This window comes from Streptomyces sp. NPDC046931 (assembly GCF_040644655.1).
Taxonomy (GTDB): Bacteria; Actinomycetota; Actinomycetes; order Streptomycetales; family Streptomycetaceae; genus Streptomyces.
The window spans coordinates 108,393-133,544 of the sequence record NZ_JBEYWX010000008.1 but is presented as its reverse complement, the minus strand read 5'-3'; the positions used below and the strand labels follow the sequence as shown (position 1 = coordinate 133,544).

22 protein-coding genes, 1 tRNA gene and 2 pseudogenes are annotated in these 25,152 nt (G+C 71.5%); 13 read left to right on the top strand and 12 right to left on the bottom strand.

What is annotated here, in order from left to right; translation table 11 throughout:
- The first annotated feature begins 128 nt into the window (after positions 1–128).
- Together ABZ876_RS17205 and ABZ876_RS17200 are read left to right on the top strand one after the other, a co-directional pair.
- Positions 129–928: pseudogene (locus ABZ876_RS17205) on the top strand (IS5 family transposase).
- Positions 929–1,202: 274 nt separating this feature from the next.
- Entirely contained in the window at positions 1,203–1,841 is a 639-nt protein-coding gene (locus ABZ876_RS17200) for a flavin reductase family protein (RefSeq protein ID WP_361781018.1), read from the top strand.
- Positions 1,842–2,306: 465 nt separating this feature from the next.
- Here ABZ876_RS17200 and ABZ876_RS17195 read toward each other — a convergent pair.
- The 4 genes from ABZ876_RS17195 to ABZ876_RS17180 form a co-directional block, all read right to left on the bottom strand.
- Positions 2,307–2,391: transfer RNA gene (locus tag ABZ876_RS17195), tRNA-Leu, on the bottom strand.
- A gap of 255 nt (positions 2,392–2,646) precedes the next feature.
- Positions 2,647–4,188 carry an aldehyde dehydrogenase family protein gene (locus tag ABZ876_RS17190; RefSeq protein WP_361781015.1) on the bottom strand — a complete coding sequence of 514 codons (1,542 nt, stop codon included), beginning with the start codon at positions 4,186–4,188 and terminating at the stop codon, positions 2,647–2,649.
- A gap of 282 nt (positions 4,189–4,470) precedes the next feature.
- Positions 4,471–5,148, bottom strand: coding sequence for a GntR family transcriptional regulator (locus tag ABZ876_RS17185; RefSeq protein WP_361781012.1), 678 nt, complete (start codon positions 5,146–5,148; stop codon positions 4,471–4,473).
- An 88-nt stretch (positions 5,149–5,236) separates the two neighbouring features.
- Positions 5,237–6,184 (bottom strand): beta-ketoacyl-ACP synthase III, encoded by a 948-nt coding sequence (locus tag ABZ876_RS17180; protein WP_361781009.1) that lies wholly within the window; start codon positions 6,182–6,184, stop codon positions 5,237–5,239.
- Positions 6,185–6,512: 328 nt separating this feature from the next.
- On the opposite strand from ABZ876_RS17180, the gene fdhD reads away from it, so the two are divergent.
- The gene (fdhD, locus tag ABZ876_RS17175; protein ID WP_361781006.1) at positions 6,513–7,361 is read left to right on the top strand and encodes a formate dehydrogenase accessory sulfurtransferase FdhD; all 849 of its coding nucleotides are present in this window, start codon (positions 6,513–6,515) and stop codon (positions 7,359–7,361) included.
- Positions 7,362–7,496: 135 nt separating this feature from the next.
- Here fdhD and ABZ876_RS17170 read toward each other — a convergent pair whose 3' ends face one another.
- Together ABZ876_RS17170 and ABZ876_RS17165 are read right to left on the bottom strand one after the other, a co-directional pair.
- Positions 7,497–8,024 carry an isochorismatase family protein gene (locus ABZ876_RS17170; RefSeq protein WP_361781003.1) on the bottom strand — a complete coding sequence of 176 codons (528 nt, stop codon included), beginning with the start codon at positions 8,022–8,024 and terminating at the stop codon, positions 7,497–7,499.
- A 19-nt stretch (positions 8,025–8,043) separates the two neighbouring features.
- Complete coding sequence (locus ABZ876_RS17165) at positions 8,044–8,481, bottom strand: MarR family transcriptional regulator (RefSeq protein WP_361781000.1); 438 nt, start codon at positions 8,479–8,481, stop codon at positions 8,044–8,046.
- An 81-nt stretch (positions 8,482–8,562) separates the two neighbouring features.
- On the opposite strand from ABZ876_RS17165, the gene ABZ876_RS17160 reads away from it, so the two are divergent.
- The 3 genes from ABZ876_RS17160 (at position 8,563) to ABZ876_RS17150 (ending at position 12,760) form a co-directional block, all read left to right on the top strand.
- Complete coding sequence (locus ABZ876_RS17160) at positions 8,563–9,480, top strand: zinc-binding dehydrogenase (RefSeq protein WP_361780997.1); 918 nt, start codon at positions 8,563–8,565, stop codon at positions 9,478–9,480.
- 162 nt (positions 9,481–9,642) lie between these two features.
- A complete protein-coding gene (locus ABZ876_RS17155) occupies positions 9,643–11,520 on the top strand; it encodes a sialidase family protein (protein WP_361780994.1) in 1,878 nt (625 codons plus the stop codon).
- 10 nt (positions 11,521–11,530) lie between these two features.
- The gene (locus ABZ876_RS17150) at positions 11,531–12,760 is read left to right on the top strand and encodes a hypothetical protein (protein WP_361780991.1); all 1,230 of its coding nucleotides are present in this window, start codon (positions 11,531–11,533) and stop codon (positions 12,758–12,760) included.
- On the opposite strand, the gene ABZ876_RS17145 is transcribed toward ABZ876_RS17150, so the two are convergent.
- On the bottom strand, positions 12,699–13,712 hold the full coding sequence (locus tag ABZ876_RS17145) for a bile acid:sodium symporter family protein (RefSeq protein WP_361780988.1): 1,014 nt from the start codon (positions 13,710–13,712) through the stop codon (positions 12,699–12,701). The two genes, ABZ876_RS17150 and ABZ876_RS17145, sit on opposite strands and share 62 nt — an antisense overlap.
- 159 nt (positions 13,713–13,871) lie before the next feature.
- On the opposite strand from ABZ876_RS17145, the gene ABZ876_RS17140 reads away from it, so the two are divergent.
- Both ABZ876_RS17140 and ABZ876_RS17135 read left to right on the top strand, forming a co-directional pair.
- A complete protein-coding gene (locus ABZ876_RS17140; RefSeq protein WP_361780985.1) occupies positions 13,872–14,735 on the top strand; it encodes a LysR substrate-binding domain-containing protein in 864 nt (287 codons plus the stop codon).
- A gap of 290 nt (positions 14,736–15,025) precedes the next feature.
- The gene (locus ABZ876_RS17135; RefSeq protein ID WP_361780982.1) at positions 15,026–16,852 is read left to right on the top strand and encodes an AMP-dependent synthetase/ligase; all 1,827 of its coding nucleotides are present in this window, start codon (positions 15,026–15,028) and stop codon (positions 16,850–16,852) included.
- Positions 16,853–16,890: 38 nt separating this feature from the next.
- Here ABZ876_RS17135 and ABZ876_RS17130 read toward each other — a convergent pair.
- Positions 16,891–17,073 (bottom strand): annotated as a pseudogene (locus tag ABZ876_RS17130) (hypothetical protein); the annotation flags it as partial.
- Positions 17,074–17,302: 229 nt separating this feature from the next.
- On the opposite strand from ABZ876_RS17130, the gene ABZ876_RS17125 reads away from it, so the two are divergent.
- Positions 17,303–18,139 carry an aldo/keto reductase gene (locus ABZ876_RS17125; protein ID WP_361780979.1) on the top strand — a complete coding sequence of 279 codons (837 nt, stop codon included), beginning with the start codon at positions 17,303–17,305 and terminating at the stop codon, positions 18,137–18,139.
- A gap of 206 nt (positions 18,140–18,345) precedes the next feature.
- Entirely contained in the window at positions 18,346–19,041 is a 696-nt protein-coding gene (locus tag ABZ876_RS17120; RefSeq protein WP_361780976.1) for a glycoside hydrolase family 75 protein, read from the top strand.
- A gap of 58 nt (positions 19,042–19,099) precedes the next feature.
- On the opposite strand, the gene ABZ876_RS17115 is transcribed toward ABZ876_RS17120, so the two are convergent.
- Positions 19,100–19,993: a methyltransferase domain-containing protein gene (locus ABZ876_RS17115; protein WP_361780973.1), complete on the bottom strand. Its 894-nt coding sequence runs from the start codon at positions 19,991–19,993 to the stop codon at positions 19,100–19,102.
- 122 nt (positions 19,994–20,115) lie between these two features.
- On the opposite strand from ABZ876_RS17115, the gene ABZ876_RS17110 reads away from it, so the two are divergent.
- On the top strand, positions 20,116–20,886 hold the full coding sequence (locus tag ABZ876_RS17110) for a phytanoyl-CoA dioxygenase family protein (protein WP_361780970.1): 771 nt from the start codon (positions 20,116–20,118) through the stop codon (positions 20,884–20,886).
- A 173-nt stretch (positions 20,887–21,059) separates the two neighbouring features.
- Here the strand turns inward: ABZ876_RS17110 and ABZ876_RS17105 are convergent, their stop codons facing one another.
- From ABZ876_RS17105 to ABZ876_RS17095, 3 genes are all read right to left on the bottom strand, one after another.
- Positions 21,060–21,806: a class I SAM-dependent methyltransferase gene (locus tag ABZ876_RS17105; RefSeq protein ID WP_361780967.1), complete on the bottom strand. Its 747-nt coding sequence runs from the start codon at positions 21,804–21,806 to the stop codon at positions 21,060–21,062.
- A 15-nt stretch (positions 21,807–21,821) separates the two neighbouring features.
- Positions 21,822–22,127 carry a 4a-hydroxytetrahydrobiopterin dehydratase gene (locus ABZ876_RS17100; protein ID WP_361780964.1) on the bottom strand — a complete coding sequence of 102 codons (306 nt, stop codon included), beginning with the start codon at positions 22,125–22,127 and terminating at the stop codon, positions 21,822–21,824.
- A gap of 91 nt (positions 22,128–22,218) precedes the next feature.
- A complete protein-coding gene (locus tag ABZ876_RS17095) occupies positions 22,219–23,283 on the bottom strand; it encodes an ADP-ribosylglycohydrolase family protein (RefSeq protein WP_361780961.1) in 1,065 nt (354 codons plus the stop codon).
- Positions 23,284–23,311: 28 nt separating this feature from the next.
- Between ABZ876_RS17095 and ABZ876_RS17090 the strand changes: the two genes are divergently transcribed.
- Both ABZ876_RS17090 and ABZ876_RS17085 read left to right on the top strand, forming a co-directional pair.
- Positions 23,312–24,151: a helix-turn-helix transcriptional regulator gene (locus ABZ876_RS17090; protein ID WP_361780958.1), complete on the top strand. Its 840-nt coding sequence runs from the start codon at positions 23,312–23,314 to the stop codon at positions 24,149–24,151.
- Positions 24,152–24,245: 94 nt separating this feature from the next.
- Positions 24,246–25,112: a helix-turn-helix transcriptional regulator gene (locus ABZ876_RS17085; RefSeq protein WP_361780956.1), complete on the top strand. Its 867-nt coding sequence runs from the start codon at positions 24,246–24,248 to the stop codon at positions 25,110–25,112.
- Positions 25,113–25,152: the final 40 nt, after the last annotated feature.

Here is a 25,152-nt window from a genome sequence, read left to right as displayed (position 1 = left end):
GACCACAAGGGCTCCGACCCGGCCACGAAGCGGCTGGCCGCATTCGCGGCGGAGAACGCCCGGCTCACGGAGGACCTGGTTAAGACGTCATCTCATTTGGATTTCTCCGGTAGCCTGCGGGCGTGGGGATCGTGGTGCGGCTGGTGCCAGATGAGTTGTGGGAGTTGTTCCAGCGGGTGGTGCCGGAAGCGCCTACCCGGCCGCAGGGGGGCGGCCGGCGTCGGCACGGCGACCGTGAGGTGCTGGCTGCGATCGTGTTCGTGGCCACGTCGGGCTGCACCTGGCAGCAGCTGCCGTCCGCATCGTTCGGGCCGTCGGGAGCAACGGCTCACCGGCGCTTCGCCGAGTGGACGAAGGCCAGGGTCTGGGCCAAGCTCCACCGCCTGGTCCTCGACGAACCCGGCGCCCGGGGTGAACTGGACTGGTCCCGCTGCGCGATCGACTCGGTGAACATGCGGGCCCTGAAAAAGGGGATCTAACAGGCCCGAATCCTGTAGATCGCGGCAAGTACGGCTCGAAGATCCACTTGATCACCGAGCGGACCGGTCTGCCCCTTTCCATCGGAATTTCGGGAGCGAACCTGCACGACAGCCAGGCGCTGATCCCGCTGGTGAAGGGCATACCGCCCATATGCTCCCGGCGCGGACGCCGACGACGCAGACCCGGCAAGCTCCATGCCGACAAGGGATACGACTACGACCACCTGCGCCGATAGTTACGCAAGCGAGGCATCAGACACCGCATTGCCCGCAAGGGCATCGAGTCCTCGTCCCGCCTGGGCCGTCACCGCTGGACCGTAGAACGCACCATGTCGTGGCTCGGCGGATGCCGCAGACCGCACCGCCGCTACGAGCGCAAAGCCGAGCACTTCCTCGCCTTCACCAGCATCGCCTGCACCCTCATCTGCTACCGCAGGCTTGCCAAATGAGATGACCTCTAAGTGTCTGGCCCCGTGATCGTCCGATGCGAACCTCCGATGGCCAAGGCTCTGCGGGCTGATCGTTAGGCCGACGAACGCGACCGATCACCTAGGAGCGTGTCCCGGTAATCAATGGCCTGTCATCGGAGGACCGTTCCACTTGTCCGAAACGCGATGTCGTATTTCCGCCAGCGTCGGTGGGTTCGCTCACGAGAGAGTCAGCGATGGTTCGTGTTCCTGATCGCGAGCCTGTCCGTCTGGCACTCCGCGAAAGGCGCAGCGCATGCACGTCGTCCCCAGGCTCAAGGTGCTGTACTTCGGAACTCCGGTGGTGCTGATCAGCTCACTCAACGAGGACGGCACGGCGAACTTGATGCCGATGTCCTCGGCGTGGTGGCTGGGCCAGTCCTGCATGCTCGGTCTCGGCGACAACGCCCAGACCACCGCGAACCTGTTGCGGGAGGGCGAGTGCGTGCTCAACCTGCCTTCGTCAGCGATGGTCGATGCCGTCGACCGGATCGCGCTCACCACTGGGAAGCCGGCCGTGCCGGATTACAAGGCGAAGCAGGGCTACCGGCACGAGCCGGACAAGTTCTCGACCGCACAGCTGACCGAACAGGCATCGGACCTGGTCCGGGCCCCCAGGGTTGCGGAGTGCCCGGTCCAGCTGGAATGCAGGGTCGTCTCGGTCCATCCTTTCGGCGGTCCCGAACCGCATGCCACTGCCTTCGAGGTCGAGGTCCTTCGCGCCCATGTCGAGGAGGACCTGGTCATCCCGGGGACGCACTATGTGGACCCGCTCGGCTGGGACCCGCTGATCATGAAGTTCTGCGAGTTCTTCGGCGGGGGACGCAACGTTCACCCGTCGAGGCTCGCCGAGGGCTGGAACATGCCGCACCAACTCCGGTCGACGACTGTCTGAGCAGGCATCCGGCGTCCACCCGCCCCGCAGCTCGTGACCAGTGCGAGATGATCACGGCATGCGTGATGGGATGGCCCTGTTCGAGGTCGAGCCGGTCGAGGAGAAGCGGTCGCAGACGCGTACTGCGAGCGACGTCTCGCCCGCTACCAAGCAGCCCTCGAGGCCGGAGCCGACCCAGCCGTCGTCACCCAGTGGATCAACGACGCACAGCGAGACAAGGAAGCGGCGCAACAGAAGCTCGACGCGCTCCCCACCGTCACCCGAAAGAAGGAACCCCCTCTCAACGCGCAACAGATCCGGCAGATCACGGAGAGCCTTGGGGACATTGCACAGCGCATCCAAACGGCCAGCGCCGACAAGAAGGGCCCACTCTACGAAGCCCTAGGCATCGCAATCAGCTACGAACATACAACGAGGACCGCGACCGTTAGGTCGAGGCCCTCGTCACCGTATCGTCAGTGGTTGTGTCCGAGGGGGGACTTGAACCCCCACGCCCGATAAAGGGCACTAGCACCTCAAGCTAGCGCGTCTGCCATTCCGCCACCCGGACTAGGTGTCTGCCGCCTGGCCGGGGGCGTTCCCCGCGGCGACAGGGACAAGAATACCAAGGTTTCGGAGCGCCTTTCACCTGCGTATTCCGGGTCCCGGGTGCGGGCCGCGACGCTTGCATACCCACTGTGACCAAGCCGCTGCGACTTCACGCCAAGCCCAGGTCAGAGGCGACTCTGCCCCAGTCCTCGGCCGGGGGCGGGGGCGGGGTGAGCCGGGCGCCGCTCGTGTGCAGTGGGCGACGCCCGGCCGTTCGTCACGGCATCAGCTGGTACTCCGGGAAGTTCCCCGGCAGCCGCTCCCCCGCCGGACCCTGGGTCACCGCGCGAACGAGCAGGTCGCCGCCCACGAAGGCGCCGCGCCAGGAGGCGCCGAAGCCGCCGAAGAGTTCGTCGCGGTCGCCGCGGGAGCGGGGCCGGCCATGGCCGACCTTGAAGGCACGGATCTGCGGGGCCAGGCGGTCGTAGGTCTCCTGGTCGTCCGTCGCCAGAGTCGCGACCAGCGCGCCGTTCGACGCGTTCATCGCCGCCAGCAGCTCCGCCTCCGTGTCGACCAGGACGATGGTGTCGACCGGGCCGAAGGGTTCCGCGTGGTGCAGCGGAGAGGACGGGGGCGGGTTCAGCAGGGTCACGGGGTGCACATAGGCGGATGTGTCCTGGCCGGGCAGGAAGCGGGCGTCCGCCGGCCTCCCCCGGTGCAGGGGGACCGCGCCGCGGTCGATCGCCTCGGCCACCTGGTCCGACAGTTCCTTCGCCTTGGCCGCGTTGATCAGCGGACCGAAGTCCAGTTCCGGGTAGGGGTCCTCGCGCTTCTCGACCGCCAGCGGGTGGCCGACCCGTACGCGCCGGACCGCCGGGAGGTACGCCGCCAGGAACTCGTCGAACAGGGAGCGCTGGACGACGAAGCGCGGGTACGCCGTGCAGCGCTGTTTGCCGTAGTCGAAGAGCTTCGGGACGACCGCGGTGAGTGATTCCCAGTCCGTGTAGTTCCAGATGCCCCAGGTGTTGAGGCCCTCTTGTTCGAGAATGTGCCGTTTGCCCAGGTCGGCGACCGCCGTGGCCACCGCGGCGCCGGTGTCCCGGCCGCCGACGAAGGAGACACAGCCGATCTCGGGGGCCCGCACCAGCGCCTCCGACAGCTCGCCCCCGCTGCCGCTGACGAGGGTGACGGGGATCCCTTCGCGTGCGGCGAGTGCACAGGCCAGGGTGAGGCAGGCAACGCCGCCGTCGGTCGGCGTCTTGGCGATGACGGCGTTGCCCGCCAGGGCCTGCACCAGCATCGCGTGCACCAGGACGCTCATCGGATAGTTCCAGCTCGCGATGTTCGACACCGGGCCGTCCAGCGGGGCCCGCTCGCCGATCATCGGTTCGATCCCGTCGACGTACCAGCGCACGCCGTCGATGGCCCGGTCGACGTCGGCCCGCGCGAGCCGCCAGGGTTTGCCGATCTCCCAGACGAGCAGGAGGGCCAGCAGATCGCGGTGTTCCGTGAGGGCGTCCAGGGTCGCGGCGACCCGGGCCCGGCGTTCGGGCAGGGGCACGTGCCGCCAGCGGCGGTGCTGGTCCAGGGAGGCGCGCACGGCGCGGCGGGCGCTGTCGCGGTCGAGGCGCGGCGGGCCGGCGATGGGGCCCCCGTCGACCGGGCTGGTCGCGGGCAGCGCATGGCCGTCCGCCTGCCAGGAGGAGTCCCAGAGGTTCAGGACGCGGTCGTCCCGGAAGGCCTCGGGGGCTACTTCGAGGCAGCGCCGCCAGGCGTCGGGCCAGGAGGTACCGGATTTGAGGGTGAGGGTGAGTGCCATTCGGTTGCTCCGCTCTCGGTGCACAGTCGGGGGCGGGTCGTGCATGGCTTGTCGGGTTCCACGAGTTCCACGGGTTCCGCGGGTTCCACGGGTTGCGCCGCACATATGCCCGCGGAGGGGATTCCCTCTATTGCGGGCGCATGGGACGGAATGTCTCACGGATAGCGTGCGGCTTCCCGGCCGACCACACGTTCAGAGAGCTCGTGCGGTCGCACGGAGGACGCTAGCGAGGCGTCGTCGCGTCTGAAAGTAACGTCGCCCCAACTATGAGTGACGTCACCCTCAGGACATCGTCCGGGCGTGATACGAACGCCGCGTGTGCTCGGTGTGTTCGCGCATGAGCCGGGTGGCCCGCTGCTCGTCGCGGTCGGCGATCGCGGCGATCAGCTCGCGGTGCTCGTTCCAGGACTGCTGTCCCCGCTGCCGGGCGACCGGGGTGTAGTACCAGCGCACCCGTCGGTCGACCTGCCCGGCCAGCTCCGCGAGGACCGCGTTGCCCGCGAGTTCCATCACCTTCGCATGGAAGCGGGCGTTCAGCGCGACGGCCCGGTCGACGTCGTCCTCGGCGACGGCGCGCTCCCCCTCCGCGCAGAGGTCCTCCAGGGCCGCGATGCCGGCGCTGCCCGCGTGCGCGGCGGCCAGCCGGGCGGCTTCCGCCTCCAGCAGCGTACGCACCGTCAGCAGCTGGTCGGCCTCCTCCTCCGTCGGCTCGTGCACGAACGCGCCCTGGGCGGGCCGCAGATCGACCCAACCCTCGGTGTTCAGCCGCTGGAGCGCCTCGCGCACCGGCTGCCGGGAGACCCCGAGGTGCCCGGCGAGTTCGCTCTCCACCAGATGCCGGCCGGGCTGGAGGGCGCGCGTGGTGATGAGTTCGAGCAGCGCCTCGTAGACGCGGTCGCGCAGCGGACCGGGCCGCTCCAGCCTGGGCACCGCTCCGTGCGGCAGTCCTCTCGACGACATCGCGGTCCCCTTCCAGGGCAACGGCAGCGCGGTGGCCGGGAGACCAGTATGGAGGGCCGACCCGGCCCGTAGGGGGCCCCGGGGCCCCCTACGGACACCTGACGATCTGGCCCGCGTACGAGAGATTTCCGCCGAAGCCGAAGAGGAGCACCCGGTCGCCCGTCGCGATCTCCCCGCGCTCCACGAGCTTGGACAGGGCGAGCGGGATGCTCGCCGCCGAGGTGTTGCCGGATTCGGCGACATCGCGGGCGACGACCGCGTTGACCGCGCCGAGCTTCTCGGCGAGCGGCTCGATGATGCGCAGGTTCGCCTGGTGCAGCACGACCGCCGCGAGGTCCTCGGGCGCCGTCCCGGCCCGTTCGCACACCTGACGGGCGATGGGCGGCAGCTGGGTGGTGGCCCACCGGTACACGCTCTGCCCCTCCTGCGCGAACCGCGGGGGCGTGCCCTCGATGCGCACCGCGTGTCCCATCCCGGGCACCGAGCCCCACACCACCGGCCCGATCCCGGACTCTGTCCCGGCGGGGCACGCCTCGACCACGGCGGCCCCGGCGCCGTCCCCGACCAGGACGCACGTCGATCGGTCGGTCCAGTCCGTCACGTCGGACATCTTGTCGGCGCCGATCACGAGCGCCCGGGTGGCCGCGCCCGCGCGCACGGTGTGGTCGGCGGTGGCGAGTGCGTGCGTGAAGCCCGCGCAGACGACGTTGACGTCCATCGCGGCCGGCTGCGGGATGCCGAGCCGCGCCGCGACACGGGCGGCCGTGTTGGGCGAGCGGTCGACGGCGGTGGAGGTGGCGACCAGCACCAGGTCGATGTCGCCCGGTGCCAGGCCCGCCGCCGCGAGGGCCTTGGCCGCGGCGTGCGCGGCCAGCTCGTCGACGGGCTCGTCGGGGCCGGCGATGTGGCGTGTGCGGATGCCCACCCGGGTCCTGATCCACTCGTCGCTGGTGTCGACCATGCTCGCCAGGTCCTCGTTGGTGAGCACCGTGGCGGGCTGGTAGTGGCCGACGGCGGCGATGCGTGAGCCGTGCATGGGTGGTTTCCCCTCGTTGCCGTGGGTAGCGGGATCCACCAGTCTGATCAGTGACTCACGGGTACGGCGGCAGGCGAAGCGACAGTAATGGTGCGTCCGTGTTGTCGGCTTCCCGCAGACCCTCGGACGCCCGAGTATCCGCGGTACCGCCGTGCTTCGCCGACCGGGTCGGAGTTCGACCGGCGCGCTGCGGGTACCTGGGACGAGTCGGCGCAGACGCGTGCGACCGACGTGTGCGCGTCTGCGGTGTTGGCTGCACCTATGACCTGCACGGTGCAGGACAATGACCGGGTGAGGGTCCACCTACAGAACCGGGGCTGATCAGGACATGGGACGAGTCACGGAACGACGCAAGGTGATCCGCATCCGGGACGGCGCCGTCTCCGCCCGCCCGGACACGCTCGTCGCGGAGGAGCCGCTGGAGATCCGGCTGAACGGCAAGCCGCTCGCGATCACGATGCGCACCCCGGGTGACGACTTCGCGCTCGCGGCCGGCTTCCTGGTCAGCGAGGGGGTGCTCGGCGCGGCCGGTGAGCTGCGGAACATCGTCTACTGCGCGGGGGCGACCGTGGACGGGTCGAACACGTACAACGTGGTGGACGTGCAGACCGCGCCGGGCGTGGCGATCCCGGACATCACCCTCGAGCGCAATGTGTACACGACCTCCTCGTGCGGTCTGTGCGGCAAGGCGAGCCTGGACGCGGTCCGTACGACGGCTCGCTGGCCCATCGCGGACAACCCCCCGGTCCGGGTGGATCCGGAGCTGCTCGCGAGCCTCCCCGACCGGCTGCGGGCCGCGCAGCGGGTCTTCGACCGGACCGGGGGGCTGCACGCTGCTGCCCTGTTCGCCGAGGACGGGGAGCTGCTCGACGTCCGGGAGGACGTCGGCCGGCACAACGCGGTCGACAAGCTGGTCGGCCGGGCCTTGCAGAACGGCGGCCTGCCGCTGTCCCGCGCGATCCTGCTGGTCTCCGGGCGGGCCTCCTTCGAGCTGGCGCAGAAGGCCGTGATGGCGGGCATTCCGGTGCTGGCCGCGGTCTCGGCGCCCTCGTCGCTGGCGGTCGACCTGGCCACGGAGACCGGTCTGACGCTGGTGGGCTTTCTGCGGGGCAGCTCCATGAACGTGTACGCGGGCGAGGACCGTATCGCCCTGCGGACCGCGGCCGGCCAGGGCTGACCGGCTCCCCGCGGCGCGGCGCGGGGCCCCGACCGGTGGGGAGCGCCCCCTGCGCCGCAGGGGCCCCGTCTCAGCCCTCCGCTCCCGGGCGCCCCGGGCGGATGCGGCGATCAGGGTGGGCGCCGGCCCGGCCGGTCATCCCGGTGTGAGGCGCACCTGCGAGGCCGTCACGACCGTTCCCAACCGCGGGAAGTCGAGCCGGACCGACGCCTCGTGCTCGGCGGCGGTGAACGCGGTCATGGCGTCCTCGACGAAGACGAGGGCATAGCCGAGGTCGGCGGCGGCGCGGGCGGTGGACTCGACGCCCAGGTTGGTGGCGATGCCACCGAACACCAGCGTGGTGATCCCGCGCTCCCTCAGGCGCTCGTCGAGGCGGGTGCCCTGGAAGCCGCCGACCGTCCCCTTCACCACCTCCAGGTCGCCGTCCCGGAGCAGCCCGGCCGCGAGGTGGCTGCCGGGCGGCTGTTCGGCGACCGAGGGGCGTTCGACGCGGAGGAGCACGACGGGCGCGCCGGCCGAGCGGAACGTGCGGGCCAACTCCTCCGCGGTGAACAGGACTTCGGTGCCCTTGCGGGGTTCCAGGGGCAGCGCGACGATGCGCTCCATCAGATCGACGAGCACGAGCGCGGTGCGCGTGGGATCGAGCGTGAGAGGTGCGGTCATGACGGAACGTTAGCCGCCATCAGCCCTCCGTGCCCGAAATCCGGATCAGCAGATCCATGAAGTGGTCGCGTTCGGCCGCCGAGAGCGGGGCGAGCAGGGCGTCGTTGGCCTCGCGGGCCGCCTTCTGGCAGCGCTCCAGCAGCCGTCGGCCCTCCCGGGTGAGCGAGACGGCGTTCTTGCGCCGGTCCTTCGGGTCCGGCGCGCGCACCAGGAGCCCCGCGGACTGGAGGTCGTTGAGGATGCCGACCAGGTCCTTCGGGTCGAGTCCGATGCCACGGCCGAGGTCGGCCTGAGCGACAGGGGCGAGGTCGCGGACGGCGGAGAGCACCACGTGGTGCCACATCTTCAGGCCTTCGGCGGCCAGCGCCTCGGCCACCAGGGCGCGGCCGCGTGCCGCGGCGCGGCCGAGGATCCAGCTCGGCAGGGAGCGGATCGCGGTCAGGGGTGCTTCGGCCATGACCGGAGCCTAACGAAAAGTCATTGGACCTCCCCACGAAATCCGATACCGTTGGGAGTCCCAACGACTTCTGGAGGTGCGATGCGTCGCGTCCGGTACGAGTCCGCCCGCGGCCCCCTGTTCGTCGAGGAGGTCCCCGTGCCCGAGGCCGGCCCCGGAGAACTCCTGGTGCGCTGCGAGGCCGTGGGAGTCACCCTGCCCGTCGTGCGCAAGGTCACCGAGGCCGCCGAGCCGATCCCGCTCGGCGGGGAGATCGCGGGCGAGGTGGTGTCGGTCGGCGGCGGCGTCACCCGCTTCCGGGCGGGCGACCGTGTGACGGGGCTGTGCTTCGGGCACGGGTACGCCGACTTCGCCGTGCTGCACGAGACCATGGCCTCCCCCGTGCCCGGCCACGCCACGGCCGTCGACGCCGTCGCACTGGTCCGCAGCGGTCTGGTCGCGCTCGGCGCGCTCGCCGCGGCCCGCCCGGAGCACGGCGAGTCGGCGCTGGTCACCGGGGCGGCCAGTGGCGTCGGCCACCTCGCGGTCCAGCTGGCCCGGACACGTGGCGCGTCCCGCGTCCTGGGCGCGGTGTCGGGGGCCGGCAAGGCGGAGTTCGTGCGGTCTCTCGGTGCCGACGACGTGGTCACATACGACGCCCCCGACTGGGGAAAGCCCGTCGACTACGCCCTGGACGCGGTCGGCGGCGCCCTGCTCACCCCGGCGCTGGCCGCCGTGGCCCCGGGCGGACGGCTCGTCACGTACAGCTCGGGCGGCGGCACACTTCAGGCGTACGACCTGCTGGTGGGCGCCAAGACCGTGACCGGCTTCCAGATGGCCCGGATCGCCCGCGGACGGCCGGAGCTGTACGAGCGGTGGCGACGGGAGCTGTGGCAGCTGTTCGCCGAGGGGGCGCTGAGACCCGTCGTGCACGCGGAGTTCCCGCTGGAGGAGGCGGCGAAGGCCCATGCGGTGATCGAGTCGCGCGCCAACCGCGGCAAGGTGGTGCTGCGGCCCTGACCCCGCCACGGCCGCTCCGCCCCTGCCGGGGAAGGTGTGCCCTGCACCCTTCTTGTGGGGTCGTTGGGGCCCCAAGTACCGTCTGGGACCGGCACGTTGGACGTGGGACGTCTTGTATGTCCTGCGCACATGAGACCCGACGCATGAAGGGCGGGCCGCACCATGGCGTCAAGCCTCCGTGCACGACTCGGATCGACCCTGACCGCCGTCCTCACCGCCGCCGCACTCCTCGTGCTGCCGAGCCCGGCGGGCGCGCAGCAAGCCGCAAGCGAGGCCGATTTCGAACAGCAGGTGCTCTTCAAGGCCTCCCAGGACCCCGGCTACTCCTGCTTCCGTATACCGGCCGTCGTAAGGACCGTGAACGGCACCCTGCTCGCCTTCGCCGAGGGCCGCGTGCTCAACTGCGGTGACGCGGCCGACATCGACATCGTGGTCAAGCGCTCCACCGACGGCGGCCGCACCTGGGGCCCGTTGCAGATCGTCAACGAGGGCTCCGGGGACACGCACGGCAACCCGGCCCCACTCGTGGACCGGGAGACGGGCCGCATCCTGCTCGCCGAGACATACAACACGGGCCGCACGGACAGCGCGAGCTGCTCGGTGCCCTGCGACCGCACCCCGCATCTTCAGGTCAGCGACGACGACGGGCTGACCTGGTCGCAGCCGCGGGACCTGAGTCCGCAGATCCTGCCCGCGGACTGGAACTCCTGGTACGCGACCGGGCCGGTGCACGGCATCCAGCTGACCCGCGGCCGGCACGCGGGCCGCCTGGTCTTCGGCGTCAACGCCGAGACATGGAACGGCAGCCGGGTCACCGCGAACCACGCCGCGCTGATGACCAGCGACGACGGCGGCGACCACTGGCGCGTCGGCGCCACCGACTCCTGGCCGATCGCGGACGACGGCACCTTCCGCCAGAAGCCGTCCGAACTCGCCCTCACCGAGCGCGGTGACGGCTCGGTCCTGGTCAGCGGGCGCGAGCAGGACGGCACCGACCTCGGCCACCGCACCCAGACGGTCAGCCGCGACGGCGGCGGCAGCTTCGCCGCCCCCTTCCGTGATCTGCCGGACCTCTACACGCCCCAGGTCCAGGGCTCGATGCTGCGCCTCGGCGACCGCATCCTGCTGGCCTGCCCCGGCGACCCGGACCGCCGCCGGACGATGATGATCCGCTCCTCCTACGACGGCGGACGCACCTGGGACAGCGTGGACCGCGGCACGGTGGTCACCACGGACTGGTCCGGCTACTCGGACCTGGTCCGTATCGACGGGGACACCGTGGGGCTGATGTACGAGGGCGGCGCGGTCGACGCGCGCGACGAGATCCGCTTCGCCCGCTTCACCGAGGACTGGCTGCGGCCGCGCCGCGGCCCCGACCCCCTCACACCCGACCTGGCCCCGCACGCCCGGCCGGCCGCCGTCCTCGGCGGCGCGCAGCAGACGGACGGGGTGTTCGGCGGAGCCCTGGCGTTCGACGGCGCCGACGACGCCGTACGCCTGCCGTATCAGCCCCGGCTCCCCCTCGGCAGCAAGGACTTCACCGCCTCGCTGTGGTTCAGGTACACCGCTGCGAGCGGCGAGCAGCCCCTGCTCTGGATGGGCGGGATCGGCACCTCGCAGCCGCAGGTCTGGCTGCGCGCGGAGCCCGCTTCGAACCGCGTCCAGGGCCTGATCACGGTCCGCGACGGCGCCTCGGCACCGCGGTCGGCGTATGTGCGCACCTCGGGCGCGTACAACGACGGCCGGTGGCACCATGTGGCGCTGCGCCGCGGCGGAGGGCAGCTCACGCTGTTCATCGACGGCACCGCGCTCGGCACGGCGGACGTGCCCGGTTCGGTGAGCCGCAACTCCCCCTTCGGCGTCCACATCGGCCAGCGGCTGGACGGCCGCGCCTTCTTCACCGGCGCGATCGACGACGTCAGGGTCTACGACCGGGCGCTCGGCGACGACGAGATCGCCGCGCTGCGCACCGGCACCCGCCTTCCCGCGCCTGACATGGTGGTGTGGCTGCCCATGGACCGGGTGGGCGGCAGCCACTAACGTCCCCGAAGTGCCCGACGACACCACGGCACGACGGCGGGCCGGGACCGGGCTCGGCCTGGTCCTGGCCCTGGTCTGCGCGGCCGTGCTGCTCACCGCCCTCCCGCACCACGACCGGGAGGGCGGCGTCTGCACACCGCGCACACCCCGGTCCTGGACTGCCGACACCGCGCTGGACACCGAGTTCACGCGGTACGGCGACAACCCCTCCCGCACCGACGACTGGACCGGCGGCGACGGCACCCATGCGGTACGCCTGCCGGACGGGCGGGTGCTGTGGCTGTTCTCGGACACCTATCTCGGGCAGGTGCACGGCCCGCCCAACCCGTTCGGCGAGCCGTACGCCTGGCGGGACGCCTCGGCGCCGCTGGTGCGCAACTCGGCGGTCGTGATGTCCCGCGCGGGCCGGCTGGAGAGGACGCTGCCCGCGCCGCTGTTCCCCGATCCGGCGCCCGGCCGGTGGCGCTGGCCGGTTGCGGCCCAGGTCGAGCCTCGCTCCCCCGGCTCCTTTGAGCAGGTCGTCCGCGTGCTGCTGTGGACCCGTACGGCCGGCGCGTATCCGTGGATCTACGGGGTTCCCGCCGCGACGGAGGTCGCCACGCTCTCCCTGCCGGACCTGCGTGTCGAGAGCGTCGTGCGCATCCTCGACCAGCAACAGGTCCCCGACCCGTCCCGGCGGGTGCTGTTCGGCACGACGACGGCGGTCGACGGGACGTGGACCTACGTCTTCGGCGGCGACGACGCCCGGGCCGCCTCGCGCCCCGCCTCCCGGGCGTACCTGGCCCGGGTCGAACGCGGCCGGCTCGCCGAGGCCACGGCCTGGCAGTACTGGAACGGCTCGGCCTGGACGTCCCGGCCCCGCCTCGGGGCCGTCCTCGGCGACGGGCGCAGTACGGGCGTGGCCAGCGCGTTCACGGTGGTCCGTGACGAGGGGACGTATGTGTTGCTCACCATGGCCGCCGGCGCCAGGGGGCTGACCACGGTCACCTCCTACTGGGCGTGCGCACCCACCGGCCCCTGGCACGGGCCGGGGAAGGGACTGCGCGCGCCTCTGCCCCCGGGCGAGGTCGCCGCCTACAACCCGCAGGCGCACCCGGAGGTGAGCGGCGGCGACGGGCTGGTGCTCAGCTACGACGTCAACTGGCTGGATGCGACGGGAGTCGCGGCACAGGCGAACCTCAGCCGGAACGTCTCCCTGTACCGGCCGCGGTTCGCGGTGCTGCGGCTGTCCCGGGGCTGACCGCCGGGCGCTCCGGGTCGTGCGCACGGCGTTTGGCGATCACCGCGCAGACCATGAGCTGCATCTGGTGGAAGAGCATCAGCGGGAGCACGGCCAGTGAGGCCTGCGCGCCGAAGAGCACGCTCGCCATGGGCAGTCCGGAGGCGAGGGACTTCTTGGACCCGGCGAACTGGATCGCGATCCGGTCCTCCCGGCCGAAGCCCAACGCCCGGCCGCCGTACCAGGTCAGGGCCAGCATCACGGCGAGCAGGGCCGCCTCGACCACGAGGAGGCCGCCCAGCCGCAGCGGGCTCGCCTGGTGCCAGATGCCCTGGACCATGCCCTCGCTGAAGGCGGTGTAGACGACCAGCAGGATCGAGCCGCGGTCGACGAGCCCGAGCGCCTTCTTGTGCCGGGTGACGAAGCCCCCGATCCAGGGCCGCAGCAGCTGGCCCGCGAGGAACGGCGCCAGCAGCTGCAGTGCGATCTTGACGAGCGAGTCCGCGGAGAACCCGCCGCCGCTGTTGCCGAGCAGCGCCGCCGCGAGCAGCGGGGTGACGACGATGCCGGCGAGAGAGGAGAAGGAGCCCGCGCAGATGGCCGCGGGCACATTGCCGCGCGCGATCGAGGTGAACGCGATCGACGACTGGATGGTCGACGGGACGAGCGTGAGGAAGAGCAGGCCGGTGTAGAGGTGGGGCGTCAGCAGCGCCGGCACCAGGCCGCGCGCGGCGAGGCCGAGCACCGGGAAGAGCACGAATGTGCAGGCCAGCACGGTGACATGGAGCCGCCAGTGCTTCAGGCCCGCCAGTGCTTCGCGGGTGGAGAGCCGGGCTCCGTAGAGGAAGAAGAGGAAGGCGATGGCGGCCGTGGAGGCTCCGGAGACGACGCCCGCGGCCGTGCCCCGCGCCGGGACGAGGGCCGCCAGCCCCACCGTCCCCAGCAACAGGAGGATGTAGGGGTCGACGGGCATCCGATGCGGCCATCGCAGGCGTTTCACTGTGCTCCATTGCGTCGCTGTTCGTCCGGTCCGGACACGGTCGTGCCCTCCCCATCGTCCTGCGGCCGCGAGCGATCGGGAAGCCCATATACCGCTCTGACTGTCATCGCGTTTCGCGATAGCCTCGGAGGCGTGTACGACCCCGCCCAGCTGCGTACGTTTCTGGCGGTGGCCCAGACGCTGAGCTTCACACAGGCCGCCCGGCGGCTCGGGCTGCGCCAGTCCACGGTGAGCCAGCATGTGCGGCGCCTGGAGGCCGCGACCGGGCGCCCGCTGTTCGCCCGGGACACGCACTCCGTGCAGCTGACGGAGGACGGGGAGGCGATGCTCGGCTTCGCGCGGCGGATCCTCGAGGTGCACGAGCAGGCCACGGCGTTCTTCACCGGCACCCGGCTGCGCGGCCGGCTGCGGTTCGGTGCCTCGGAGGACTTCGTGCTGACCCGGCTGCCGGAGATCCTGGAGCGCTTTCGGTACGACCATCCCGAGGTGGACCTGGAGCTGACGGTCGAGCTGTCGGGCACGCTGCACGAGCAGCTCGCGGCGGGCAGGCTCGATCTGGTGCTGGCCAAGCGGCGCCCCCAGGACCCGCGCGGCCAGCTGGTCTGGCACGACAGGCTGGTGTGGATCGGTGCGGAGCGGCTGCGTCTGGACCCCGACCGCCCCGTGCCGCTGATCGTCTATCCGCCGCCGGGCATCACCCGCGCGCGTGCCCTCCAGTCGCTGGAAAGGGAGGGCCGCGCCTGGCGCATCGCATGTACGAGCGGCAGCCTCAACGGCCTGATCGCGGCGGCCCGGGCCGGCCTCGGTGTGATGGCGCACTCCCGGGGACTGGTCCCGCCGGGCCTGGTGCGCGTTCCGGAGCGGGCCGGGCTGCCGGAGCTGGGAGAGATCGACTTCGTGCTGGTCCAGGGCGAGCGCCCGGGACCGGCACAGGACACGGCCCGGGCGCTGGCGGCGGCGATCCTGGCGGGCGGGGACCGGCTGCACCGCCGGTAGTTGGCCGGTGGTCACCGCGCCGGGGCCCGCGGACCCGGGTCAGCGCCACCAGCTACTGGCCAGTAGAATGTGCGGCGCGGTAAGCACGTCGTACAGATTCCGTGCAGATCGCAGGCCCGGAACCTACCGCGCCGTAGCAAATTCTGTCCGCCACCTCCCGCTATGTGCGCATTTCACCCGGCTGACCTGTGCGTTTTGCCACAGGCCCGCGGGTTTCCGAGCCCCTCCCGCCCCGTCGTGCGGTGGGGTAGCTTTCACGGCGCTGTGCGGAGCGCCACAAGGAGCGGGGATTGCGCGAATTCACCAACCCTCCGTTGGCGTCGGCGCCGCCGGTGGGCGGTCTGGCCGATGTCGTCTTCGAGTATGCCCAGGAAGACCCGCTCCGTATCGCCCTCGGCCGCAAGGACGACGAGGGCCGCTGGCAAGATGTGACCGCCGCCGAGTTCCGCGACGAGGTCCTCGCACTCGCGAAGGGGATGCTGGCCCAGGGGGTCCGGTTCGGGGACCGGGTCGCGATCATGTGCCGTACGCGCTACGAGTGGACGCTGTTCGACTTCGCGGTGTGGTCCATCGGCGCGGAGGTGGTGCCGATCTATCCCACCTCGTCGGCCGAGCAGGTGTTCTGGATGCTGCACGACGCACAGGTGTCGGCCGCGATGGTGGAGCACGAGGACCACGCGATGACCATCGCGACGGTCATCGACCGGCTTCCGCATCTGCACCGGCTGTGGCAGCTGGACGTCGGCGCCCTCCAGGAGCTCTACGACGCCGGCGCGCACCTGGAGGACGAGGTGGTACACCGGCACCGGCAGGCGGTGACCCCCGAGACGACGGCGACCGTCATCTACACGTCCGGCACCACCGGCCGCCCCAAGGGCTGTGTGATCTCGCACGGCAACTTCATGTTCGAGGCCGACACGGTCGTCGCGTGCTGGGAACCGGTCTTCCACTCCAGGAAGGGCGACGAGGCGGCCACCCTGCTGTTTCTTCCGCTTGCGCATGTGTTCGGGCGGATGGTGCAGGTCGCGGCCTTCCGCGGCAGGGTGAAGTTCGGCCATCAGCCGCAGCTGAACGCGGCGGCGCTGCTGCCCGATCTGGCCGCGTTCAAGCCGACGTTCTTCCTGGCCGTGCCGTACATCTTCGAGAAGGTCTTCAACGCGGCCCGCCGCAAGGCCGAGACCGAGGGCCGCTCGGGCCCCTTCGAGAAGGCGGTCGAGGTCGCCGTCAAGTACGCGGACGCGATCGAGGCGAAGGCGTGGGGCGTCGGCCCCGGCCCCTCGGCGAGCCTGCGCATGCAGCACCAGTTCTTCGACAAGGTCGTGTACACGAAGATCCGTGCCGCGATGGGCGGCCGGGTACGGCACGCGATGTCCGGCGGCTCGGCGATGGACCGCCGGCTCGGGCTGTTCTTCGCGGGTGCCGGCGTACAGATCTACGAGGGCTACGGGCTCACGGAGACGACGGCGGCCGCGACCGCGAACCCGCCCGGGCGCACCCGGTACGGCACGGTGGGACAGGCCATCCCCGGCACCACCGTGCACATCGCGGACGACGGCGAGATCTGGCTGCACGGCGGCCATGTGTTCCAGGGCTACCTCAACAACCAGAAGGCCACGGACGCGACCCTGCACGACGGCTGGCTCGCCACCGGCGACCTGGGCTCGCTCGACGAGGACGGCTATCTCACCATCACCGGGCGCAAGAAGGAGATCCTGGTGACCTCCGGCGGCAAGAGCGTCTCGCCCGGTCCGCTGGAGGAGCGGGTACGGGACCATCCGCTGGTCGCGCAGTGCATCGTCGTGGGCAACGACCGGCCCTATGTCGCCGCTCTCGTCACCCTCGACGCGGAGGCTGTGGAGCACTGGCTCCAGATGCGCGGCAAACCGCGGCTCACCCCGGCCGAGCTGGTACGCGACCCCGATCTGGAGACCGAGGTGCGGCGGGCGGTGGTCGCCGCGAACACGCTGGTCTCGCAGGCCGAGTCGATCCGCACCTTCCGCATCCTCGCGCACCAGTTCACCGAGGAGCACGGGCTGCTGACCCCGTCGCTGAAACTGAAGCGCAAGGCGATCGAGAAGGCGTACGCGAGCGAGGTGGAGGCGCTGTACGAGGCCTGAGCGGGCCACCGCGACCCCTCGACGCGCCCCCCTTTGGTTTAATATTCAATTAACCGCATGGGGCATGAGGAGGTCGCACCATGCCGGAACTGGGAATCGCCGACACGGTGGGCATCCGTCTCGACGAGTTCGAGGCCGGACGGGGTCACGTCGAGGACGCACAGATCGGTGACGATCCGGTCCACGCACGCCCGTCCCGTCAGCGGCAGCGTGCACTCCTGAACGAAACGCGCGCGGACCCACGTGCCGGGCGATTCACTGGGCGGTTCGCTGGGCGGTTCGCCGGGGGGTGACTCGCCGCGCGTGTCCGAGGACGCCGGATACGTGTCCGGCCGATCCGCGGGTCCCCTCGGAATTCCCTGGCGAAATCACCCGTCAGGAATGCAGGCGTCCGCGTGATCGTTGACGATGGCAGTACCACCCCCCGACGACTTGAAGGATCGAGAGCTCGTGAGCAGCAAGGTCCCCCCGATCATCCTGAACAACGGCGTCGAGATGCCCCAGCTGGGCTTCGGCGTCTGGCAGGTACCGGACGACGAGGCGGAGACCGCCGTGGCCACCGCACTGGAGGCCGGCTACCGCAGCATCGACACCGCGGCGATCTACGGCAACGAGGAGGGCGTCGGCAAGGCGGTCGCCGCCTCCGGCATTCCGCGCCAGGACCTCTTCGTCACCACCAAGCTCTGGAACAGCGATCACGGGTACGACGCCACGCTGCGCGCCTTCGACACCTCGCTGGAGAAGCTCGGCCTGGAATACGTCGACCTGTACCTCATCCACTGGCCGCTGCCGTCCCGCGGCCTGTTCGTCGAGACGTACAAGGCCTTCGAGAAGATCTACGCGGACGGCCGCGCCAGGGCGATCGGTGTCTCCAACTTCCTTCCGGAGCACCTTCGGACGCTGCTCGCCGCGACGTCCGTCATCCCGGCGGTCAACCAGATCGAGCTGCACCCGCACCTGCAGCAGCACGCGGCGCGCGACTACCACGCGGAGCAGGGCATCGCCACCGAGGCCTGGTCGCCGCTCGGCCAGGGCAGGGGCCTCCTGGAGGTCCCCGCGATCGTGGCCATCGCCCAGAAACACAACCGGACTCCGGCCCAGGTCGTGCTGCGCTGGCACCTCCAGCTCGGCAACATCGTGATCCCGAAGTCCGTGACCCCGTCCCGGATCAGGGAGAACATCGAGGTCTTCGACTTCTCGCTGGACACCGAGGACATGGCGGCGATCAGCGCGCTGAACGAGGACCGGCGCCTGGGCCCGGACCCGGCGAAGTTCGACATGACCTGACGGACGACTGGGCGGCACGCCCCGGACCGCTTCCCGGCGGCTCCGGGGCGTGCCGCTGTCCATGGGGAGGCAGGCCGCGGACCGGCGTTGACCCGAACCCAACTCGAGCCCGCCGTGGGAGCCTTGGGAGTTGACGCGGCCATGAGGAAGGGGCACCTTGTACGGCACCCGGTAAGGAAACTTTCCTAACAGAAGGGTCCCCCACAGTGCGCACTCGAACACTGACCCTCTCCGCGGCCGCCGGCGCCGCACTCCTCGCCGCCGCGGTGCTCCCCGCCCACGCCTCGGGGGCAGCCACCCCCAAGTCGGCCCGGGAAGGCTCGGTCAGCGCCGCCGACCTGCTCGCCAAGGTGACGTCCTGTTCGCAGATATCGAACGGGAAGTACAAGACGGACGACGAGACCTCGGCCACCGTCCCCGTGTGCGGAAAGAACGGCGCGGTGTTCTGGAAGGCCGACATGGACGTCGACTGCGACGGCCAGGTCACCGGCAAGTGCAACGGCGACACCGACCCCTGGTTCCAGGACGACACCGCGTTCCACCAGTCCGACGGCAGGCCCCTGCGTGCCGACTCCCTCCCGTACGTCGTCGTGCCGAGCGCGAGCGGCATCTGGAAGTACTCCAGCTCCGGTATCAAGGGCGGCGGCGTGGTCGCCGTGATCTACAACAAGAAGGTCGAGTACGCGGTCGTCGGCGACACCGGACCCACGAAGATCATCGGCGAGGCCTCGTACGCGAGCGCCAAGGCACTCGGCATCGACCCCGACCCGGCGACCGGCGGCGCCGATTCGGGCGTGACGTACATCCTGTTCAAGAACTCCCAGGTGTCGCCGATCGAGAGTCACGGCGCGGCGGTCTCCCTCGGCGAGTCGCTGGCGAAGCAGTTCCTGCGCAACAACTGATCCGGCGGCCGGGCCGCGCCCGGTACCGCGTCGCCGGCGGTACCGGACGCGGCCCGCCTCAGACGGGTCGCACCGCCGTGTACACCGTGTGCGCCTTGAGCACGAAGACATCCGTCCGGCGGTGCACGCTCGCCTCGTCCTCGGGGTCGAGGAGGCGGTCGAGGGTGGCACGGTCGTCGGCGTCCAGGCCGTCGGCGAGGGCCTCGCGCAGCCGGGTCAGGGTGGCGGCGACATACGTCCGGGCCCGGTCCTCGACCGGCGCGGGCAGGTCGAGGAGGAAGCTGCGCGTGCCGGTGTGCTTCAGACCGGCGGCGGTCAGCAGGGCCGGCCAGTCCTCGGCCTCGGCGACGGCGCCGGGCAGTTCGGCCCGCATCCGCGCGAACCACTCCGCCTCGACCGCGTCGAGCCGCGCCTGGAACCCCGGACGGCCGAAGCCGATGTCCCTCGGCAGGAACCGCGCGGGCAGACCGCCCTCCAGCAGCGCCAGGGTGCCACCGGGCGCGAGCCGCTCGGCGAACGCGGCGAGCGCGGCCCGCTGGCCGCCCAGGTGGTGCAGGCTGTTGGCGGCCCAGAGCAGATCGGCGGGGTAGTCCAACTCGGCCAGCACGTCGGGTAGTTCACCGGTGATCGTGCCGAAGCGGTCGGCGAGGCCCAGGCGGGCGGCCCGGGCGCGGGCCCGTTCCAGCAGGGGCCCGGAACCGTCCACCGCGACCACCCGCGCGCCGGGGTACGCCTCGGCGAAGAGACCGGAGACGACGCCGGGTCCGCTGCCCGCGTCGACGATAAGGCCGGGCTCGGGCGTCTCCTGCGCCAGCCACGCCATGACCCTCTTGTACAACGGAGCGAACAGCTCCGCCTGCGACTCCAGCATCAGGGCCATCGCGGCCCAGTCGATGGCGGTGTCGCCGGAGCGGCCGTGGCGGCCGGAGTGGCCGTGGTGCTCGTGCCCCATGGTGGTCAGCCTTTCTTCTCGGTGCCGCCAGCCTGCGCCGAGGTGCCATGCGAAGGCCACCTGTGTTGCGGGAGCGGCAAAAACCGGGTGCGGCGGGGAGGGCGGGCCGCGACCATGGGCCCATGGGCGACGAGATGGTGGAGCGTTTTCTCGAGGACGGGTTCGTGAAGGTCGAGGGCGCCTTTCCGCCACGGGTCGCCGAGGACTGCGCGCGGCTGCTGTGGCGGGAGACGGGCTATGACCCGGACGACCCCGGCACCTGGAAGGACCCCGTGTACCGGGTGGGCGGCATGGCACAGGGCCCCTTCGCCGCCGCGGCCAACTCCCCCGCCCTGCACCGGGCCTCCGACCTGCTGGTGGGAGAGCGCCGCTGGGAGCCCCGCTACTCGCTCGGCACCTTTCCGCTGCGCTTCCCGCACGAGGAGGAGCCGGACGACGCCGGCTGGCACGTCGAGGGCAGCTATCTGCCGGAGGGCGCCGCCCTGTGGCACGCCAATCTCCGGTCCAGGGAGCGTGCTCTTCTGATGCTGTTCCTGTTCACGGAGGTCACCGAGGACGACGCCCCGACCCGCATCCGCGCCGGCTCGCATCTCGACGTACCCCCGGTCCTGGCACCGTACGGCGAAGAGGGCGCCTCCTTCCTGGAGCTGGGCCCACGGGTGGACGCGGCCTCCGCGCGCCGGCCGCTCGCGTATGCCACCGGCCGCCCAGGAGACGTCTACCTGTGCCACCCGTTCCTGGTCCACGCCGCCCAGCCCCACCACGGCACCCGGCCCCGGTTCATGGCGCAGCCGCCCCTGTATCCGGCGGTGCCCTGTGAGCTGGAGCGGGCGGACGGGAACTACTCTGCGGTGGAGCTCGCGATCCGCCGGGGCCTGGGCCGGAAGGGCTGAGCCCGGCGCATCACCCCCGGAGGCGGTCCGCGTCGTGGCCGTCGGCTCCAGGTGGACCATCTCGGCGTGACCTCATCCGTACGGGCGTCAGCGCCACGGACGCCGGCGGCCGATCACCGCCATTCGGCCGGACGGCACCGACGGCGCTCCCGCGACCGAGGCGGATCCCCGGGTCAGGGCCCGGGTTTGCGGAACGCCCTGAGGGAGAACATCGGATCGGGGCGCGGCAGGTCCTGATCCGGCAGCTCGGCGAGACGCCCGGCGATCCGCTCGGGGAGCGGATCGCCGGGCGTCAGCGTGGCGAACCAGCCGCGCCTGAGATCCGCCAGCGTGCTGCGGGGACTGCGGCCCTGGCCGACGCCGGGGAAGCCGGCCGCTCCGGCCGGTACCAGACCGCAGGCGGCGGCGTGCGCGGCGACGGCCTGCGCGGCGTCGACGGCCGGCCGGCGCGGGCGCGGGGCGAGCACGGCGTCGATGTCACTGCCGACGTCGTGGGCGGCGGCCTTGTCGACGGTGGTGACATACACCCCGCCCGGCCTCAGCACCCGGGCGCACTCGGCAAGCACGGCCCGTACGTCCTCGGGCCGCCCGACGAGATGCAGCAGCCAGATGCCGGTGACCGCGTCGAACGTCCCGTCGGCGAACGGCAGTCGGCGGCTGTCGGCGAGGACGACGGCACGGGGCAGCCGGGCGTCGGCCCGGCGCGCCATCCCGTACGAAAGGTCCACCCCCGTGACCCGCAGCCCGGGTCTTCCGGCCGCGAGCCGCCGGGTCACGATGCCCGTGCCGCAGCCCACGTCCAGCAGCCGGTGCGCGTCCTCGGGTATGAGCCCGAGCACGGCGTCGGCCGCGGCCGCGGCTCGCGGCTCGCCACCGCGCGAGACGTCGTACGCCTCGGCCTCCTGGTCGTAGTCCAGCACGCGTCGTTCCCCCGTTCAGTGCGCGCCGTGCCCGGGCGCCAGATCCTCGATCCGGTGGGCGAGCTCGAGGTCCAGCTCGGTGACCGCGCCGCCCACGCTGTGCGTGTTCACGGTGACCGAGACGGTGTTGTAGCCGAGGGTGAGGTCGGAGTGGTGGTCGAGCTCCTCCTGCACCTGGGCGATGTGCACGACCATCGCGGTCGCCGCGAAGTGCGAGCCGAGCCGGTAGGAGCGGGCGATCCGGTCGCCCTCCAGCGACCAGCCGGGCAGCTCCGCCAGCCGGTCCTCGATCTCCTTCTGCGACAGCGGTTCGACGGGCATGGCCTGGCTCCTTCCGTACGGCGCGGGGTTCGCCCCACCCTGTCACATCCCCTTCGTGGGGCTCCGTACGCGCGGCCGGGCCTTCGGACCGTCAGCTTCGTGCACACGCCGCGGCGAGGTCGTCCGCCAAGACGGTGATCTCGGCCCGGCCTTCGACGCGTTCCAGCCACTCGTGCGGCAGTCCGTGGTCGCCGTGATGGGCACCGAGGAGGTTGCCGCAGATGGCGCCGGTGGAGTCGCTGTCACCGGAGTGGTTGACGGACAGCAGCAGCGCGCGCCGGACATCGGGCTCGACCAGCGCGCAGTACACGGCGATGGCCAGGGCCTGCTCGCCGACCCAGCCCCCGCCGAGGGTTTCCACCTTCTCCGCGGTGGGCGAGCCCTCGGCGGCCAGGTCGAGGGCTTCCCGCAGGGCGTCCGTGGTCTCCTCGTGCCCCGGATACCGGGCGAGCAGGCGCACGGCGCGCAGCACCGCCCCCTCCAGGGAGTCGCCCTCGACGAGGTGGGCGACGATCGCGGCGAAGGCGCCCGCGGAGTAGTAGCCGGTGGGGTGGCCGTGGGTGGTCTGGGCACTTCGGGCAGCCATGGCGAACGCGGTGCCGGCCGGCACGCGCGTGAGCCCGAAGGGCGCCGAGCGCATGACCGCGCCGCAGCCCTTGGAGTCGGAGTTCACCGGGCCGGGGCGGCCGAGTTCGGCCCCCGGGTCGGGGGCGAAGTCCTGGGCGAGGCCGGACAGGCAGGCGTTGCCGGGCGCGCGGCGCGCGTACAGCCACGGCTGGGCGGCGAGGCCCTCGGCCCCCTCGGGCGGGCCGGGCAGCCGCTGGGTGTCGAACCAGCGGCCGTACGCCTCACGCACCAGCCGGGACCAGCCGCCGCCGATTCCCTTGTGCCGCTCGCGCTCGTGCGCCTGCCGCAGCCCCTCCACGGTGAACAGGGTCATCTGGGTGTCGTCGGTGACCCGGCCGGCCACTCCCCCTCCGTCCGGCACGAGCCCGGTGACGCCCCGCGCGCCGTGCAGGGCCCGGATGCGGTCCAGGGAGACGAACTCGACGGGATACCCGAGGGCGTCACCGACGGCGCCCCCGAGCAGGGCCCCGCGCACCCGGGCCCGGTAGATCGCCGTGGCCTGCCAGGACGGGTTCAGCCGGTCGTACATGCACCACTCCTCGACTACGGTCGTCGGTATGACCATTGTCGCGTCCGGCGCCGCCGCCTCCCCACCTGCCCCCTCCGACCCGGGCATCGGGCCGCTGCTGCGGGGCTGGCGGGAGAAAAGGCGGGTCAGTCAGCTGGAGTTGGCGCTGCGCGCCGGCTCTTCGGCACGGCACATCAGCTTCATCGAGACGGGACGGTCCCGGCCGAGCGAGGAGATGGTGCTGCGGCTCGCCGAGCACCTCGAGGTCCCGGTACGCGAGCGCAACGCGTTGCTGCTGGCGGCGGGTTACGCCCCCCACTTCCCGGAGACGCCCCTGGACGACCCCTCGATGGATGCGCTGCGCGCGGGCGTGGAGCGGCTGCTCCAGGGCTACGAGCCCTATCCGGCTCTGGTGGTGGACGCGCGGTACGACGTGGTGGCGGTGAACCGGGGCATCGCGCTGCTGCTGGAGGGCGTCCCGGACCGGCTGCTCGTCCCTCCCCTGAACGCGATGCGGCTCACGCTGCACCCCGAGGGCCTGGCGCCGCGCATCGTCAACCTCCGTGAGTGGCGGGGCCACTTGCTGGCGCAGATGGAGCGTCAGATCGCGCTTCAGCGCTCGTCGGCCCTGCACGCGCTGTACCAGGAGGTGACGGCGTATCCGGTACCGGACCGGACCGGGACCGAACCCCGGCCCGAACCGGACGAGCCCGCACCGCACTTCGCGCTGCCGATGCGGATCGAGCACGACGGCAGGGTGCTGTCCTTCGTCTCGTCCATCTCCACTTTCAACACCCCCATGGACGTGACGGTGGCGGAACTGGCCATCGAGACGTTTCTGCCCGCCGACCCGGCGACGGTCAAATACCTTCAGTCGACCGGTACCTGACGGGCCGAGGGTCTGCGGCACGTCGGACCCCATGAGACTTCTCCACGAACATGCCACACTTCTCCCGTACTTCGGCGCGAGGGGAGGCGTGGCAGTGAGTGAGCGACGTGCTGCGCCCACCGTGGGACAGGTGGTGCTCGGGCGGCGGCTCCAGGAGCTGCGGGAGTCCGCCGGGCTGAAGCGCGAGGAGGCGGCGCAGGTGCTGCGGGTCGCTCCGGCGACCGTGCGGCGCATGGAGACCGCCGATGTGGCGTTGAAGATCCCGTACGTGCAGATGCTGCTCGAGAGGTACGGCGTGCCCGACGAGGAGATCGCCGCCTTCGTCCGGCTCGCCGAGGAGGCCAACCGGCCCGGCTGGTGGCAGCGATACCACGATGTGCTGCCCGACTGGTTCAGTCTGCATGTCAGCCTGGAGGGCGCCGCACGCCTCATCCGGTCGTACGAGCCGCACTTCGTGCCCGGGCTGCTCCAGACCGAGGACTATGCCCGCGCCGTGCTGGAGGCGGGAACCGTCGGACAGGCCCGTCCCCAGGACGTCGAACGGCATGTGGCGTTGCGCCTGGCCCGGCAGAGGCTGCTCACCCGCGAGGACGCGCCGCACCTCTGGGTGATCATGGATGAGACGGTGCTGCGGCGGCCGGTCAGCAGCCGTTCCCAGGTGATGCGCGACCAGCTCGACCGGCTCCTGGAGGCCGGCGAGAACCCCGGGATCACTCTCCAGGTGGCCGAATTCGACTCAGGGCCGCATCCGGGGACGTACACCCCGTTCGTGCTGTTCCGTTTCCAGGAGCCGGAGCTGCCCGACATGGTCTACAGCGAGTATCTGACCGGCGCCCTCTACCTCGACTCGCGCGCCGAGGTGGCCATGCATCTGGAGGTCCTGGACCACATGTCCGCGAAGGCGGCCTCCGTCCAGCGCACGAGGACGATTCTGCGCGAGTACCGCGACACCCACTACTGACCCGGCGAATGCCGGGGAGACACACCGAGCACGAAGTCCA